The sequence below is a fragment of the Agromyces sp. NBRC 114283 genome, assembly GCF_030268405.1.
Lineage (GTDB): Bacteria > Actinomycetota > Actinomycetes > Actinomycetales > Microbacteriaceae > Agromyces > Agromyces mediolanus.
In genome coordinates this window covers 3,463,774-3,479,213 of record NZ_BSQP01000001.1, presented here as the reverse complement: position 1 = coordinate 3,479,213, position 15,440 = coordinate 3,463,774, and the positions used below count along the sequence as shown (strand labels likewise).

Below are 15,440 nucleotides of genomic sequence, written 5' to 3'. Positions count from 1 at the left end.
ATGTAGTATCGAAGGCACCAGCTACGAACCGGGGGCGAGCTCCCCGAGGGGCTCGAGAACGAGGGGAAATCATGACGGTCACGGTCTACACCAAGCCTTCCTGCGTGCAGTGCAACGCGACGTATCGCGCCCTCGACAGCAAGGGCATCGAGTACGAAGTGCTCGACCTCTCTGTCGACGAGCAGGCGCTCGCGCAGGTGAAAGAGCTCGGCTACCTGCAGGCCCCGGTCGTCATCACCGACGACGGCCACTGGTCGGGCTTCCGCCCCGACAAGATCGACGAGCTGGCCGCCCGCCTCGCGTAGTCATGGCGGTCGGTGAGCTCCACGAGATCCGGCCGTGCACGACGTGAGGGAGGGAACATGACGAACCTGGTCTACTTCTCGAGCGTCTCGGGCAACACGCAGCGCTTCATGGAGAAGCTCGGCCGTCCGGCCGACCGCATCCCGCTGTACGCCCGCGATGAGCCGCTCCACGCCGACGAGCCGTTCGTGCTCGTCGTGCCGACCTACGGCGGAGGCGACGGCAATGGCGCCGTCCCGAAGCAGGTCATCCGCTTTCTCAACGACCCGGCGAACCGGGCGCTCATCCGCGGCGTCATCGGCGCCGGCAACACCAATTTCGGCACCGGCTACTGCCTGGCCGGCGACATCATCGCCGCCAAGTGCGCCGTGCCGCATCTCTATCGATTTGAAGTATTCGGAACACCAGACGACGTTCGCGCCGTCGACGAGGGATTGGACGCATTTTGGCAAGCACAGCAGCAACGACTGACGGCGTAGCTCTGATCGAGGCGCCCCGGGGGTCGAGCGGAATGGACTACCACTCCCTCAACGCCATGCTGAACCTCTACGGTCCGAACGGCGAGATCCAGTTCGAGAAGGACCGCGAGGCGGCGCGCGAGTACTTCCTCCAGCACGTCAACCAGAACACCGTCTTCTTCCACTCGCTGAAGGAGCGGCTCGACTACCTCGTCGAGAAGGAGTACTACGAGCAGGCCGTGCTCGATCAGTACTCCTTCGAGTTCATCCAGAAGCTCAACGACCTCGCCTACTCGAAGAAGTTCCGCTTCGAGACCTTCCTCGGCGCGTTCAAGTACTACACGAGCTACACGCTGAAGACCTTCGACGGCAAGCGCTACCTCGAGCGCTTCGAGGACCGCGTCGTGATGACCGCGCTCGGCCTCGCCCGCGGCGACGAGCAGCTCGCCATCGACCTCGTCGAGGAGATCATCGCCGGCCGCTTCCAGCCCGCCACGCCGACCTTCCTCAACACGGGCAAGGCCCAGCGCGGCGAGCTCGTCTCCTGCTTCCTCCTCCGCATCGAGGACAACATGGAGTCGATCGCCCGCGGCATCAACTCGGCGCTGCAGCTCTCCAAGCGCGGCGGCGGCGTCGCACTGCTGCTCTCGAACATCCGCGAGTCGGGTGCGCCGATCAAGCAGATCGAGAACCAGTCCTCCGGCATCATCCCCGTGATGAAGCTGCTGGAAGACTCCTTCAGCTACGCCAACCAGCTCGGCGCGCGTCAGGGCGCCGGCGCGGTGTACCTCTCGGCGCACCACCCCGACATCATGCGCTTCCTCGACACCAAGCGCGAGAACGCCGACGAGAAGATCCGCATCAAGACGCTGTCCCTCGGCGTCGTCGTGCCCGACATCACGTTCGAGCTCGCGAAGAACAACGAGGACATGTACCTCTTCTCGCCGTACGACGTCGAGAAGGTCTACGGCAAGCCCTTCGGCGACGTGCCGCTCACCGAGAACTACCGCGACATGGTGAACGATGCGCGCATCAAGAAGACCAAGATCAACGCGCGCGAGTTCTTCCAGACCCTCGCGGAGATCCAGTTCGAGTCGGGCTACCCCTACATCGTGTTCGAGGACACGGTGAACAAGGCGAACCCGATCAAGGGCCGCATCAACATGTCGAACCTCTGCAGCGAGATCCTGCAGGTCAACACGCCGACGACCTACCACGAGGACCTCTCCTACGACGTCATCGGCAAGGACATCAGCTGCAACCTCGGCTCGCTGAACATCGCGCTCACGATGGATTCGCCCGACTTCGGCAAGACCGTCGAGACCGCCATCCGCGGCCTCACCTCGGTGTCGAATCAGAGCCACATCACCTCGGTGCGCTCGATCGAGGACGGCAACGACAAGTCGCACGCCATCGGCCTCGGGCAGATGAACCTGCACGGCTACCTCGCCCGCGAGCGCGTCTTCTACGGGTCCGAAGAGGGCGTCGACTTCACGAACATCTACTTCTACACGGTGCTGTTCCACGCGCTGCGCGCCTCGAACAAGATCGCGATCGAGCGCGGCGAGGTGTTCGACGGCTTCGCCGACTCGAAGTACGCCTCGGGCGAGTTCTTCGACAAGTACACCGAGCAGGAGTGGGTGCCGGCGACCGAGAAGGTGGCGGGTCTGTTCGCCGACTCGAACGTGCACATCCCCACCCAGGACGACTGGCGCGAGCTCAAGGCCTCGATCCAGGAGCACGGCATCTACAACCAGAACCTGCAGGCGGTGCCGCCGACCGGCTCGATCTCGTACATCAACAACTCGACGGCGTCGATCCACCCGATCGCCTCGAAGATCGAGATCCGCAAGGAGGGCAAGCTCGGGCGCGTGTACTACCCGGCCGCCTTCATGACGAACGACAACCTGGAGTACTACCAGGACGCCTACGAGATCGGCTATGAGAAGGTCATCGACACCTACGCCGCGGCGACGCAGCACGTCGACCAGGGCCTCTCGCTCACCCTCTTCTTCAAGGACACCGCGACGACCCGCGACATCAACAAGGCGCAGATCTACGCGTGGAAGAAGGGCATCAAGACCATCTACTACATCCGCCTGCGGCAGATGGCCCTCGAGGGCACCGAGCTCGACATGTGCGTGAGCTGCACGCTCTAACGGCTGGAACGAAGGACCCCCACCGATGACTCTCACCGATCCGGTCAACTCCGCGAAGAACGACCCGGCGCACGCCGGCAAGATCAAGCTCGTCGACCACGTCAACGCGATCAACTGGAACAAGATCCAGGATGACAAGGACCTCGAGGTCTGGAACCGCCTGGTGAACAACTTCTGGCTGCCCGAGAAGGTGCCGCTGTCGAACGACATCCAGTCGTGGAACACGCTGACGCCAGAGGAGCAGCAGCTCACGATGCGCGTCTTCACCGGCCTCACCCTGCTCGACACGATCCAGGGCACCGTCGGCGCGGTCTCGCTCATCCCCGACTCGCTGACCCCGCACGAGGAGGCCGTGTACACCAACATCGCCTTCATGGAGTCGGTGCACGCGAAGAGCTACTCCTCGATCTTCTCGACGCTCTGCTCGACGAAGGAGATCGACGACGCGTTCCGCTGGTCGGTCGAGAACGAGAACCTGCAGAAGAAGGCCTCCATCGTGATGGAGTACTACCGCGGCGACTCGCCGCTCAAGCGCAAGGTCGCCTCGACCCTGCTCGAGAGCTTCCTGTTCTACTCCGGCTTCTACCTGCCGATGTACTGGTCGAGCCGGGCGAAGCTCACCAACACGGCCGACCTCATCCGCCTCATCATCCGCGACGAGGCCGTGCACGGGTACTACATCGGCTACAAGTTCCAGCGCGGGCTGGAGCTCGTGAGCGAGGCCGAGCGCGAGGACATCAAGGACTACACCTTCTCGCTGCTCTACGAGCTCTACGACAACGAGGTGCAGTACACGCAGGACCTCTACGACGGCGTCGGTCTCACCGAGGACGTCAAGAAGTTCCTGCACTACAACGCCAACAAGGCGCTCATGAACCTCGGCTACGAGCCGATGTTCCCCAAGTCGGTCACCGACGTGAACCCGGCGATCCTCTCGGCGCTGTCGCCGAACGCCGACGAGAACCACGACTTCTTCAGCGGGTCGGGCTCGTCGTACGTCATCGGCAAGGCGGTCAACACCGAGGACGAGGACTGGGACTTCTAGAAGTTTTCTGAGAAGCCCCGGCTGAAAAGCCTGGTCAACGGCCCGGATCCGCGAAATCTCGCGGGTTCGGGCCGTTTTTATGCCCTCTGTTCGACGACAGAGGAGAACAGAGATGACCAGGAATATCCATTCAGTGGGGCACGCAGGGGGCACGCGTGCACCTTCGACGTGGGCAAGGAGGTGCGATCCGAACCGAATCGGGGTTCGGCTGACGCCCAACGCCGTGCCCCATCGTGCCCCTCGATGTGAACGCAAAGGCTCAACTTCCGCGGAATGCTGCGGATCTCTGGGCCTGCGCAACGTGAGGGGCACGGAGGGGCACGACGGTCCACGAGCGGCTGTTCGAGTCCACGGGAGGTCATCATGAGCACGGTGAAACGCGAGGCCTGGGGTCGGTTGCGCAAGCTCCCGTCGGGTCGCTGGCAGGCCCGCTATCCCGCGCCAGATGGCGAGATGTACCCGGCACGAACCGAGGACGACAAGGCGCTGACGTTCGTCACGAAGACCGATGCGCGGAAGTGGCTCGCGTCGATGCACTCGAAGATCTCGCTCGGCTTGTGGGAGCCACCAGAGGTCATTGCGGAGCGACGCCGCGCCGAGACTGCCGCTGAGCAGTCGCGATCCATGGGCTTCGAGGAGTACTCGAAGCGCTGGTTGCAGATGATCAAGACTGAGCCGAACCGAAGCGGCAAGATACGTGCCGTCGGGACCGTCCGCTCGTATCAAGGCAAGGTCTCTGGCTATCTCGTCCCTGAGTTCGGAGACACCCCAATCCGGGACATCGACGTCAACCGCATCCGCATGATGACAGATCGACTCGACCAGATCCCGGCGCCGCTGAACCCGAAATCGAAGTTCAACGGCATCACAAGGCCGGTGCTGATCGTGCTCATGATGATCCTGCGTCAAGCGGCCCGCGACGGCATCATTCCTGCGGCGCCAAGCGTCTCGATTCCCCGCCAGGAATCGGTTCGTCATGATGCCGACCATGATGAAAGCGAGGACATCATCACACCGAAACAGGTGGAGGCCTTGTATCAAGCGGTTCCGGACCAGTGGGCGATCATGGTGCAGCTCGCCGCCTGGTGTCAGTTGCGACGTGGGGAATGTCTGGGCGCGCAACGGCGTGATGTCGAGTGGCATGATGACGGCAGTGCGACTCTGCACGTGCGACGTCAGTTGAACGCCAACACTGGCGACTACACCGACCTGAAGAGCGAAGCGGGCAGGCGGTCGCTGAGCATCCCGAAGCTCATGACCGATCGATTGAAGCAGCACCTCAAAGACCACGTCGCAAGCGAAGACAAGGCTCCGCTTGTCCCGGCAAGCATTCGCGGCAGCATGCCGCTCTCGAATACCCGCTGGGGTTATATCTGGGCCGACGTACGCGACAGCGTTGACGGGTTGCCACACCGTTTCCGCTTCCACGATCTGCGTCACACTGGGCTGACGATCTTCGCTCAGGAAGGTGCGACGCTCGCTGAGCTGATGCGCAGGGGCGGGCACGCCGACATTCACATCGTGCTGCGATACCAGCACGCCACCATGAATCGCGACCGAGAGCTGGCGGATCGGATGAGCGCACGCGTCGCAGCGACCCTCGACCCGAACCTCGCCCGGAAGAACGCAGGGGAGGAGTCGTAAGCGGACAGCCGCGGACACCTGTGAGGTAACACCAATCCATTCACAGGAAGGCACTGCCATGAACTCTCGAACTCGCAGCGAGGAGCACGAACCCGACCTGGTCTCTCTTACCGTCGCGGCCGAAAGCCTGGGCGTCTCAGTCAAGACGATCCGGCGTCGAATCTCCGACGGCACGGTTCGCGGGTACCGGGTCGGGCGCCTCATCCGGGTTGACATGGATGAACTGCGAAAGAGTCTCGTCGTGGAGATCCCAACGATGAGATAGCGGTTACAGCGCGCGGTTGTTCGGCAGAACGGCACGCGACGCCCCCAGGTGGATGACGCTCCGCCTGGGGGCGTTCGCAGTGTCAAGCATCCGCGTGACGTCCGATGCGTTGGTGACGACGCGTGCGCTCCCCTCCTGAAGCAGATGATTCGTTCCGGCGCTGGCGGCGGAGGTAACGGGCCCGGGGACAGCGCCAACGATGCGATCCAAGTGCCCAGCCTCCCGAGCTGTGTGCAGCGTTCCAGACCGAAACCCCGCTTCAACGACGATGGTGGCGCCAGACAGCGCTGCAAGGATACGGGAACGATCCAGAAAACGCTGACGGGTTGGGCTGACCCCTGGCGGTAACTCAGAGAGCACCAGCCCTTGGCGTGAAACGCTCGCAATGAGGTCAGCATGACCTGCGGGATAGGGGCGGTCGACGCCCGAGGCAAGTACCGCGATCGTGTTGCCGCTCTCGATGAGCGCAGACCTGTGTACGGAGCCTTCGATACCGTAGGCAGCACCGGCGACGAGAGTCTTGCCGTTCCGGGCCAGCTCGCTGGAGATGTCCTCGGCAACGTGCACGCCGTAAGCGGTCGCCGCCCGGGCGCCAGTGATCGTGATCAGTTGAGAGGGCTGCGCGCTGAGAAGTTCTGCACGTCCCGCAGCCCAGAGCGCGTACGGGGCTCGCTCGCGGAGGTCATTGAGGGCGGCGGGCCACTCTGAGTCCTCGGGTACGAGCACCCGATAGTCGTTCTCAGTGAGCAACCGCGAGGCGACCTGATTGGGATTCGCGCGTGATTGCAATCGATCTCGCCAGATTGCCGCTTCGATTCGATCCATCCCGGGAATCGCGGTGTCGCGCTCGACCAGTGCGATGAGTTCGACCCCACCGACTCGTTCGAGGAGTGCGCCCGTTGCGGCGTCGTTCGGGGTGCCGATCAATGACAGCACCTGGCGGGCAGTTCGCTCATCTTTCGCGAGATTCGAGAGCGTGGGCATGATGGCCTCCTTCGAGGTGAGATCTCACTGAGAAGGTGTTCGAATGCTGCCCCTTTCGACTCATACGGAGTAGGCGTACCCTGGGAGACGAAGCAGGTTCCCAACTCTGCGGGCCCTTCGGGGCGGCCCTCTCGGGCGTTCGATTCACATGCTGCTTCCTCGACGGAGATCGACGTGTGACGATAGGCCCCATCATGATCCGTTTGATATTGACGGTCAGCAGCTTCATCTATGCAGTTCTGCAGCGATACGCACCCACGAACATTGTGCTGGGCCGGATCCGGCGACGCCGTGGCCTGAAATGGGGCGTTCCCGCGATGCTCTTGGCTGCGCCGTACATCGTGCTCGCGTATTGGTGCTCATCTGGGGTCGGCGATGGCGCCCCAGGTTGGCTCAACCTCGTCATCCTGCTGTGCCTGTGGAACGCGTTGAAATACGTCGTGATCGGCCCGATCTCCGTGGCACTTCTCATCCGTGCGCGACACGACGAAGCCGTGGCACGTCGCGAGCAAGCGCGCCACGAACATCACGGGGAACTCGTCGGCACATGAAGGCTGGACTACTCCTGACCAGACACCTCCCCGGGCCGATCGTCGATACTTGCGTAGAACGCATCCTCTGCGGCCCTGCGCGCCTCAACCTGTTCGAGAACGAACTGTACGAAATCTGCATCCCGATCCGTGATGGTCTGCTCCACGATGTCGACGGTGCGTTCCTCGCCCGGCCAGACGGTTTGCCGCGTCGGGCGATCTCGGTCAAGTCGCGTGCCGCTGGCCGTCACCCAGTCGCGCAGACGCTGACGGGCCTCTGCGAAGTCGCGATGCCAACCGAACGGTGCTGAGCCGTCTTGGTTGGCGTCGTAGGCGCACAGCCAATGCAGGTGGAGTGCGGAAAGCTCCCAGAACAACTCGGGGTGACGATGCCAGACCGGTGGAATCACCGCGGCGGGTAGGCCGTACTCCGTGCGGAGCCAGTTCACCCAGCGATTGAGTTCGAGGAGTTCTTCTTCGAGGTCTTGCGATGTGAGGAGGTTCCAGTTGATGGGATGTGGCGGCTCTGCGACGAGATCCGGCTCAAACCGCTCAGCCTGGATGTTCTCGTTGTCTTCGCCGGGGATGCTGTGCTCGTTCATGTGCTGCTCCGATCCGGCTCAGTACCCGAGAGACGGAGCACCATTCACGGCTCCCGAGGTTCGGGGTGCAAATGCACGGCGCTGCTCTTTGTCGGCGCTGCTCCGCGAGGCGGTCTTGCGGGGTGAGCGGTCGACTTCGTACCGGGTGCGGGCCGCGTCGTGGCCGATCCGCTTTGCGACGAACTCCTCGCTCTCGACGCTTTGACCTTCGCGCTCGTAGCTTACGGGTCGTTGATATCCCTCAGCTATGAAGTTGTCGCCCTTGGAAAATCGTTCTGAAGCGCGTTCGGCGGAACGCCCGAACATGACGAGGTGGTGAAAGCTCGACTCCAGTTGCGTGAATGTGCCGTCTTCCTCGCGGCGGAAGTGTTCTTGCCCGAAGCGAAAGTAGAGGCGCGGGTTGCCATTAGCCGAGACGGTCAGCTGCGGTTCTGAGGTGACAAAGCCCGAGACGGATTCTTGTGTGTGGATCGACATGATGATGTTCTTCCTGTCTGGTCAGGCGGCCGCCTTTGTTCAGCCGCTGCGACAGGTAGGTGCGCGATCGTCACCCGTGCTTGCTAATGCTTGGGGTGCTCCAGCAGAGCCTCGGTCGCCGAACGATCGAGGCGGAGCTTCTCTCCGTCAGCACGTTTCGGCCATGGGTGTAGATCGGTGATGATTGGTGCCGTCGATCGGAGCAGAATCACGCCGGACCCGAAGGGGAGCGTCCGAATGCGATCCGGCGGCAGAATGGGGACTCTGCGGACGGAGCGCTGACTGGAGCGTGAGCCGTAGTCGCCGAACGTAACGGAATCGGTGAATTCGTCGCGTTCGCCGATGAGGGTGGAGAGGTCTTGGAGGTCGCGAGAGTTCGATGCACCGCCGAGGATGATCTTCGCGATGCTTGCGTCCCAGATCGCAGCGGCCTGATTTTCTGACCACTTGTCGCGTGCTTGAGCGAGCGATTGGAGCACCGGCATCGTCGTGATGCCCGTGCCGCCACCCTCGGCCATGAGGGTTGGCAATGAAGGGAGCGGGGCGAGGTTCCCGATCTCATCGAGCGCGAGCAGTAGCGGTGGATCCAGCCTCGCGCCGGGTGATCGTGCGGCCATGCGGCGCGCGGTTTCGACGAGGTCTTCGACGAAGGCAGCGACCAGCGCGGCGCTGTTTCCGGCACCAGCTCCGGTCGCGAGCAGGTATAGCGTGCCCCGGCTGCGAATGAACTGCTCCGGGTCGAAGTGCTCGCCCTCAGTGGGGCTTACCGCGTCCAACACCCTGGGGTCGGCGAGTGACGCCAGTGCGAGCGACACTCCCTGCCAGATACTGTCGCGAGTGCGCGGGTCAGCGTCGAGCATTGCTTCCAATGATTCGGCCCATCCGGTTGCGGCGAGCGGTGAACCGGTGAGGATCGCAACGGCCTCGGCGGCGGCCGCGGGGTCGAGCGTCCATCGGAATAGTTCCGCAGGGGTCCTGTGATCGAGGGCTGCGGCGTGGAGGAGCGCTTGTAGCGCGACCCGGGTCTTGCCCTCCCAGAAGCCGCCACCTTCGACACCACCAGAGGAGAGTTCGGTTGCTGCCGCGAGACCGGTCGCTCGGATCATCGCAGTGAGCGGATCCTCGCAGCCTCTGATCGGTGACCATCGCAGCCCGGCAGGAATGCCTTCGGCCAGGTGTTGTGGATCGAAGACCGCGACAGGGCCCATGCGTTCTCGTGCCTTGAGCGTCACGGTGAGGTTGTCTGGGCGGGTGGACGTTGTGACGACTGCGCCTGGGGCGTCGAGGATGGCCGGGATCACGAAATGGAGACCCTTGCCTGAGCGCGGAGGACCGATCAGCAAGATCGAATCTTCGACGCTCGCCCAGATCTGTTTGCCGTGCGAGCGACCAAGCAAGAAGCCCACATCCTCCGGCTTCGGATGCTCAAGCGAAGGACGTAGCGTCGCAGCCCGACGAAGGAGTGACTTCGAGGAAGCGCTGGATGCGACGTCGTGCCCACTCGCGGTTCCTTGGAGCTTGCGGGGGTCGATAGTGAGGGCCCGAGTATGGCGTCGTATCCGAGCCCAGGCCCACACAATCGCGGTGGTGAGCAAACCGAGAAGAAGAACTGCTACGACCCAGTACACAACTGCATTGAGGCCGTGCGCACCAAGTGCCGTGGCGGGGTCAGCGGGGGCAAAGAGCACGTTGACACCCCCAGCGAAGCCGATTTCAGGCTGCTTAGCACCAGTAAGAAACGCTGCGACCGATCCGGCCCCGCGGAGTACGGCGGCGAAACCGAACAGTGCGAAGAGGCCAATCATGAGGGCGTTGGTCAGCTCCTCTCCAAGACCTCGGCTGTGAGACTGGGCGCTCGTCATGACTGCAACCGCTCGACGACAATCACACCTGAGATGCGCCCGATGAGCAGGAGTTCTGCGTTCTGACCCGCAATGTGGCTGAGATCGACAACTGCGCGAGCTGTGCCGTCTGCGGCGCCTTCCGCGCTCGATAGCGTGAGCGCAATCGTCACGTCCTCACCGGGGATGAACCCAGAGCCGCGTATCTCGATCAGTTGATGAGTCGTTCGATGGCGCGCTCGCCGCGTGGCACTGGGCAGCGGCACCTCGTCTTCGATGCGCTCGCTGCGAGTGGCGTGGATGATGTCAGTGAATACCGAGCCGTCGTACTCGTGCACCTCGACGCGGAGTGTGCGCGTGCGGTGCGCGGAGAGTGCGTCGAGCAGATCACCGAACCGACCCCGACTCCATTCTGTATCTGGCGTCGAAGGTGGGAACTCATGTCCGTCGTACGTGACGTGCATCGCGCCACGCTCATCGACGCTGATGCTGGCGATTGGAAGGTCGACGGAGGGATCGGGTAATGAACTTCGAGTGTTGCGCTTGCTCATGCAAAGAAGGTGCTCAGTCGCGCGCGATCGATCTCAGACGTCCCCGATCAGCCACACCTGACCGAGAACTTGTGGTGGCATGAAGGCCTAGACGGTGAGGACCGAGCGGGCGGCCTTTTCGACAGCGCCGTCAACCGTCCGGTAGTACGCCCAACGCCCACGCTGTTCACGAGTGACAAGGCCCGCCTCGACGAGCAGTTTCATGTGATGTGAGACAGTCGATTGTGAGAGCCCCACGGGCTCGGTGAGATCGCAGACGCACATCTCACCGTCGGCACTCGCGACGATTAGTGAGAACAACTTTACTCTGGCGGGGTCGCCGAGCGCTTTGAACACCTGTGCGAGGTGCTGCGAACGTGAGTCATCGAGTGCCGCATCGTTTGCGGGCGCGCAGCACGTGCGTGCCGTGATCTCTTCGGTGGTACTTCCCGGGGTTGCCATAGATCCATTCTCTCGCACGTATTGACATTTGTCGATGCATTCGACATGCTTGACCCATCGAAGAATGTCGATAAGAGAAGGTATGAAATGAATCCTGTCGTCGTAATTGGTGCAGGCCCACAGGGACTTGTCGCCGCGGCCCATCTTGTGGAGCGCGGAATCGAACCGCTCGTGCTGGAAGCGGGACCGGGTGCGGCTTCCGGCGTTGCGGAGTGGGGCCACGTGCGCTTGTTCTCGGACTGGGCCGAGCTGGTCGATGCGGCCAGTGCCCGGCTGTTAGAGTCCACGGGCTGGGTGCAGCCCGAGAGCGGATTTCCGACCGGAGCGGAGTGGATCGACGGGTACCTCGCCCCGCTCGCTGAGGCGCTGGGCAATCGCGTCCGGTACGGCTCGCGCGTGGTCGGAGTCAGTCGCAAGGGTCGTGACCGCACGGTCGACGCGGGCCGCGACGAACAGCCCTTCGTCGTGCACGTGCAGTTTGCGGATGGGGGCGAGGGTCGCATCGATGCTCGTGCCGTGATCGACGCCTCGGGCACGTGGCAGACCCCAAACCCGGCGGGCGCCGACGGGTTGCCTGCCCTCGGTGAGCTGGCGGCGGTTGAAGCCGGGGCGCTCAGCTACGGCATCCCGACCAGCGAGTCGGCAGCGGCATTCGGCGGTGAGCACGTGGTCGTGGTCGGCAATGGCCACTCTGCGGCGACCGCCATTACTCTGCTCGCGCCCGTGGTACGCGAGGCGCCGGGCACACGGGTGTCGTGGGTGCTACGTCGCGGCCTGGTCGGCAACACCTTCGGCGGGGGCACAGCTGATGAGTTGCCGGAGCGCGGAGCGCTCGGGCAGCGCGCGAAGCAGGCCGTCGACGATGGGCTTGTCGACCTGGTCACCGGGTTCCGCACCGAACAGATTCTGCACGAGGACGGCCGGGTGGTCCTGGTCGCAGAAGACGGGCGGAGACTCGATCCTGCTGCACGCGTGTTCGTTGCGACCGGGTTGCGTCCCGACCTGTCGTTCTTGTCTGAGATTCGACTCGATCTCGATGTGCGTCTTGAGGCCCCGGTGCGTGTCGCGGAGGAGGTTGACCCGAATCTCCACTCCTGCGGGTCGATTCGTGCGACCGGCGCGGCGGATCTCGCACACCCCGAGCAAGGCTTCTATATTGTCGGCGCGAAGTCTTATGGTCGTGCGCCGAACTTCCTCGCACTGACCGGGTTCGAGCAGGTGCGTAGCGTGGTGGCGGAGATCGCGGGCGATCACGAGGCTGCCGCACGAGTCGATCTCGTGCTCCCCGACACGGGCGTGTGCGGAGGCGCTGGCGACTTCGACGCCCCAGACGCGGTGAGCGGCGCGGGCTCGTGTTGTGCTCCCAAGCCGGTATCGCTGACGCTCACTGTGTGACGTGCGAGAACGCCCGCCGCGGCTGGGTGTGATGCTCGCCACGCTCAGCGTCACGGTCACCGTGTCGTGGGGGTTGCTGTACTACGCGTTTCCCGTTCTTGCACCGCAAATCGTGAGCGACACGGGCTGGTCTGCCCAGTTCGTGACGCTCGCGTTCTCAGGGTCGCTCGTGGTGTCCGCGCTCCTCGGGGTGCCGGTCGGGAAGCTCATCGACCGACACGGCCCGCGCTGGGTAATGGCCCTCGGGTCCTTGCTCAGCGCGGCGGCGCTGGCTCTCGTTGCCGCATCTGACAATTCGATCGTGTTCGCTGCCGCGTGGATCCTTGCGGGATTCGGAATGTCGGGCGTGCTGTACCAGCCCGCGTTCGCGGCCATCACCTCATGGTACGGCGCGCGCAGCCTCGGGCCACTGACCACGCTCACGCTGGTCGCTGGCCTGTCCGCAACAGTGTTCGCTCCGCTCGTCGCGCACGTTGGGGCGGCTGTCGGTTGGCGTGGCACTTACCTGTGGTCTGCCGTCGCTCTGGCACTAGTCACCGCACCAGCGCACTGGATCCTCTTGCGACATTCGCGACCCCAACAGCACGCTGACCACACAGCTCGGTCTCTCGATGAGCGGGGGTACGTGTCAGGAGTTCTCCGCCGTGGCCAGTTCTGGCTCTTGACGGCCGGGCTCACGATCGCATCCGCCGCGATACATACGGTGTTGATCGCGATGATGGCGTTGATGCTCGAACGTGGACTGACGACGTCCGAAGCTGCGTGGGTGCTCGGACTCGGCGGGATCGGGCAGGTCGCGGGGCGTGTCTTCTACACCGCCTTCGCGCGGCGAGCGTCGCTCACCATGCACACCGGGGCAGCGTTTGCGATCGTCGCCGTGAGCGCTGCGGCATTCGCGATCCTTTCCGGCCCGTTCGCGGTGCTCGTGGGAATCTCCATGGCAGCCGGGGTCGGTCGTGGCATCGGGACCCTTCTCCAGGCCACCGCTGTGACGGATCGTTGGGGGCCGCGCGCCTATGGGCAACTCTCAGGGATAGTCGGAACACCCACCATGTTGGTAACAGCGATGGCGCCGTGGATCGGCGTGGTACTCGCCGGAGCGTTCGGCAGCTACGCGGCCGCCTTCGGCGCGCTGGCTGTTATCGCGGGTATCGCAACGCTCCTCCTGATCGCCAGCGCTCGTGTTGAAACCCGATCGCCCCTGGCGCACGTGCGATAACGTCGGCTTCCGCCCAGTCAGCTATTGACGATATCTGCGACGGCGAGCTTGGCTGTGCGGCTCGCGCCGACGATGGTCGCCGATGCGATACCCGTCCAATCCCCATAACCGAGTAGGTCCAGCCGTGGTTCATCTGCTGAGCGTGTCCCGTTCGTGAGCGGCTCGCCTGCCCGAGTCGTGAGATGAAGCGGTGCGAGGTGGTCGAGGGTGGGCCGAAACCCGGTACACCAGATGACCGCATCGCACTCCCACTCGCTGCCGTCCGACTCGATAACCCCGTGGGCGGTGAGCTGATGAAACATCGGGAGTGTGTGGAGGACACCGCGATCACGTGCCTCGCGGACACTTTCCACCATGACGACATCACCCAGCGCTGACACACCGGCCGTCTGTTTTCCGTGTCGTTGCGCGGCTTCTCGACGGCTTGCGACGTCGAACAGTACGCGGCCGTCGACGTCGTCCGGCATGAACCGGGGTGGCCGCTGCGCATACCACCGGGTCGCAGCGACCATGGACACATCCGCGAGGATCTGCGCCGCAGAGTTGCCACCGCCGACGACAGCGACCCGTTTCCCCTGGAAGGAGTCGGGTGACGAATAATCGACAGTGTGGAGCTGCTTCCCGGTATAGGAGGATTCGCCAGGGTACGTCGGTACATAGGGGTTCCCCCAAGTGCCGGTCGCGCTGATCACGTGAGCGGCCTGCCAGGTGCCGTGGTCGGTGTCCACTGCTAGCTGTTCCCCATCACGTCGAACCGCGCTCACCCGGACCGGGCGATGGGTGGGGAGGTCGTAGCGGTGCTCGTACGCGCGAAGATAGTCGACGACGTGCGAAGCGGTCGGATACTCCTCGCCTTCCTGCCTTGGCATCGGCCATCCCGGCAGTGGGCTGTACTCGGCCGGGGAGAAGAGACGGAGCGAGTTCCAGCCATGCTGCCATGCGCCGCCAGGATCGGCGGACGCATCGAGGATTACGAAGCGCACACCCGCGCGGCGTAGGTAGTATCCGGCGGCTAGTCCGGCCTGGCCGCCACCGATGACGACTACATCTAGGTCCCGATCCGCCAGCGGGATGGCAGAGGGGCTCTGCGTAGGCTTGGTCACTGCTTTCCGAGCAGTTCGCCGACGAGGGTTTCGATTCTGCCCTTGATGTCGTCGCGGATGGGCCGGACGGAATCGATACCCTGACCGGCGGGGTCATCGAGCTTCCAATCCTCGTAGCGTTTGCCGGGGAAGAAGGGGCAGGCGTCGCCGCACCCCATCGTGATCACCACATCGGAGGCCTGTACAGCCTCGGTGGTGAGTACCTTCGGGGCTTCCGCGGTGATATCGATGCCCTCTTCGCGCATCGCTGCGACCGCTACAGGGTTGATCTGCTCGGCGGGCATCGACCCGGCCGAACGCACCTCGATGGCGTTGCCCGCGAGGTGACGTAGGTAGCCTGCGGCCATTTGCGAGCGCCCGGCGTTGTGCACGCAGACGAACAATACTGACGGCTTCTGATCGGTCATGAGTATGGAAGCTTTC

17 protein-coding genes are annotated in these 15,440 nt (G+C 63.7%); 9 read left to right on the top strand and 8 right to left on the bottom strand.

Going from position 1 to position 15,440, the window contains the following annotated elements:
* The first annotated feature begins 71 nt into the window (after positions 1-71).
* The 6 genes from nrdH (at position 72) to QSJ60_RS16670 (ending at position 5,874) form a co-directional block, all read left to right on the top strand.
* On the top strand, positions 72-305 hold the full coding sequence (gene nrdH / locus QSJ60_RS16695) for a glutaredoxin-like protein NrdH (RefSeq protein WP_189085724.1): 234 nt from the start codon (positions 72-74) through the stop codon (positions 303-305).
* Between the two features lie 57 nt (positions 306-362).
* A complete protein-coding gene (gene nrdI, locus QSJ60_RS16690; RefSeq protein WP_189085725.1) occupies positions 363-782 on the top strand; it encodes a class Ib ribonucleoside-diphosphate reductase assembly flavoprotein NrdI in 420 nt (139 codons plus the stop codon).
* A 32-nt stretch (positions 783-814) separates the two neighbouring features.
* Complete coding sequence (gene nrdE, locus QSJ60_RS16685; protein WP_189085726.1) at positions 815-2,920, top strand: class 1b ribonucleoside-diphosphate reductase subunit alpha; 2,106 nt, start codon at positions 815-817, stop codon at positions 2,918-2,920.
* A 25-nt stretch (positions 2,921-2,945) separates the two neighbouring features.
* Positions 2,946-3,965 (top strand): class 1b ribonucleoside-diphosphate reductase subunit beta, encoded by a 1,020-nt coding sequence (gene nrdF, locus QSJ60_RS16680; RefSeq protein ID WP_189085727.1) that lies wholly within the window; start codon positions 2,946-2,948, stop codon positions 3,963-3,965.
* A gap of 363 nt (positions 3,966-4,328) precedes the next feature.
* The gene (locus QSJ60_RS16675; RefSeq protein WP_285464676.1) at positions 4,329-5,609 is read left to right on the top strand and encodes a tyrosine-type recombinase/integrase; all 1,281 of its coding nucleotides are present in this window, start codon (positions 4,329-4,331) and stop codon (positions 5,607-5,609) included.
* 58 nt (positions 5,610-5,667) lie between these two features.
* Complete coding sequence (locus tag QSJ60_RS16670; protein WP_026937334.1) at positions 5,668-5,874, top strand: helix-turn-helix domain-containing protein; 207 nt, start codon at positions 5,668-5,670, stop codon at positions 5,872-5,874.
* Positions 5,875-5,877: 3 nt separating this feature from the next.
* On the opposite strand, the gene QSJ60_RS16665 is transcribed toward QSJ60_RS16670, so the two are convergent.
* Positions 5,878-6,858, bottom strand: coding sequence for a DNA-processing protein DprA (locus tag QSJ60_RS16665; protein WP_285464674.1), 981 nt, complete (start codon positions 6,856-6,858; stop codon positions 5,878-5,880).
* 194 nt (positions 6,859-7,052) lie between these two features.
* Here QSJ60_RS16665 and QSJ60_RS16660 point away from each other — a divergent pair, with 194 nt between their 5' ends.
* The gene (locus QSJ60_RS16660; protein ID WP_035733135.1) at positions 7,053-7,409 is read left to right on the top strand and encodes a hypothetical protein; all 357 of its coding nucleotides are present in this window, start codon (positions 7,053-7,055) and stop codon (positions 7,407-7,409) included.
* An 8-nt stretch (positions 7,410-7,417) separates the two neighbouring features.
* Here the strand turns inward: QSJ60_RS16660 and QSJ60_RS16655 are convergent, their stop codons facing one another.
* The 5 genes from QSJ60_RS16655 to QSJ60_RS16635 form a co-directional block, all read right to left on the bottom strand.
* A complete protein-coding gene (locus QSJ60_RS16655) occupies positions 7,418-7,990 on the bottom strand; it encodes a hypothetical protein (protein ID WP_026937336.1) in 573 nt (190 codons plus the stop codon).
* Positions 7,991-8,008: 18 nt separating this feature from the next.
* Entirely contained in the window at positions 8,009-8,467 is a 459-nt protein-coding gene (locus tag QSJ60_RS16650) for a single-stranded DNA-binding protein (protein ID WP_026937337.1), read from the bottom strand.
* 83 nt (positions 8,468-8,550) lie between these two features.
* Positions 8,551-10,329 carry a type IV secretory system conjugative DNA transfer family protein gene (locus tag QSJ60_RS16645; RefSeq protein ID WP_026937338.1) on the bottom strand — a complete coding sequence of 593 codons (1,779 nt, stop codon included), beginning with the start codon at positions 10,327-10,329 and terminating at the stop codon, positions 8,551-8,553.
* Positions 10,326-10,859, bottom strand: a complete 534-nt coding sequence (locus tag QSJ60_RS16640) for a hypothetical protein (protein ID WP_285464668.1) — start codon at positions 10,857-10,859, stop codon at positions 10,326-10,328. The genes QSJ60_RS16645 and QSJ60_RS16640 overlap by 4 nt, the downstream gene beginning before the upstream one ends.
* 87 nt (positions 10,860-10,946) lie before the next feature.
* On the bottom strand, positions 10,947-11,300 hold the full coding sequence (locus QSJ60_RS16635; RefSeq protein WP_026937340.1) for an ArsR/SmtB family transcription factor: 354 nt from the start codon (positions 11,298-11,300) through the stop codon (positions 10,947-10,949).
* Positions 11,301-11,387: 87 nt separating this feature from the next.
* On the opposite strand from QSJ60_RS16635, the gene QSJ60_RS16630 reads away from it, so the two are divergent.
* Entirely contained in the window at positions 11,388-12,695 is a 1,308-nt protein-coding gene (locus QSJ60_RS16630) for an NAD(P)-binding domain-containing protein (protein WP_026937341.1), read from the top strand.
* 31 nt (positions 12,696-12,726) lie between these two features.
* Positions 12,727-13,914: an MFS transporter gene (locus QSJ60_RS16625; protein ID WP_051267044.1), complete on the top strand. Its 1,188-nt coding sequence runs from the start codon at positions 12,727-12,729 to the stop codon at positions 13,912-13,914.
* A gap of 17 nt (positions 13,915-13,931) precedes the next feature.
* Here QSJ60_RS16625 and QSJ60_RS16620 read toward each other — a convergent pair whose 3' ends face one another.
* Positions 13,932-15,017, bottom strand: coding sequence for an ArsO family NAD(P)H-dependent flavin-containing monooxygenase (locus tag QSJ60_RS16620; RefSeq protein WP_245575488.1), 1,086 nt, complete (start codon positions 15,015-15,017; stop codon positions 13,932-13,934).
* Complete coding sequence (locus QSJ60_RS16615; RefSeq protein WP_026937344.1) at positions 15,014-15,424, bottom strand: arsenate reductase ArsC; 411 nt, start codon at positions 15,422-15,424, stop codon at positions 15,014-15,016. The genes QSJ60_RS16620 and QSJ60_RS16615 overlap by 4 nt, the downstream gene beginning before the upstream one ends.
* Positions 15,425-15,440 lie beyond the last annotated feature (16 nt).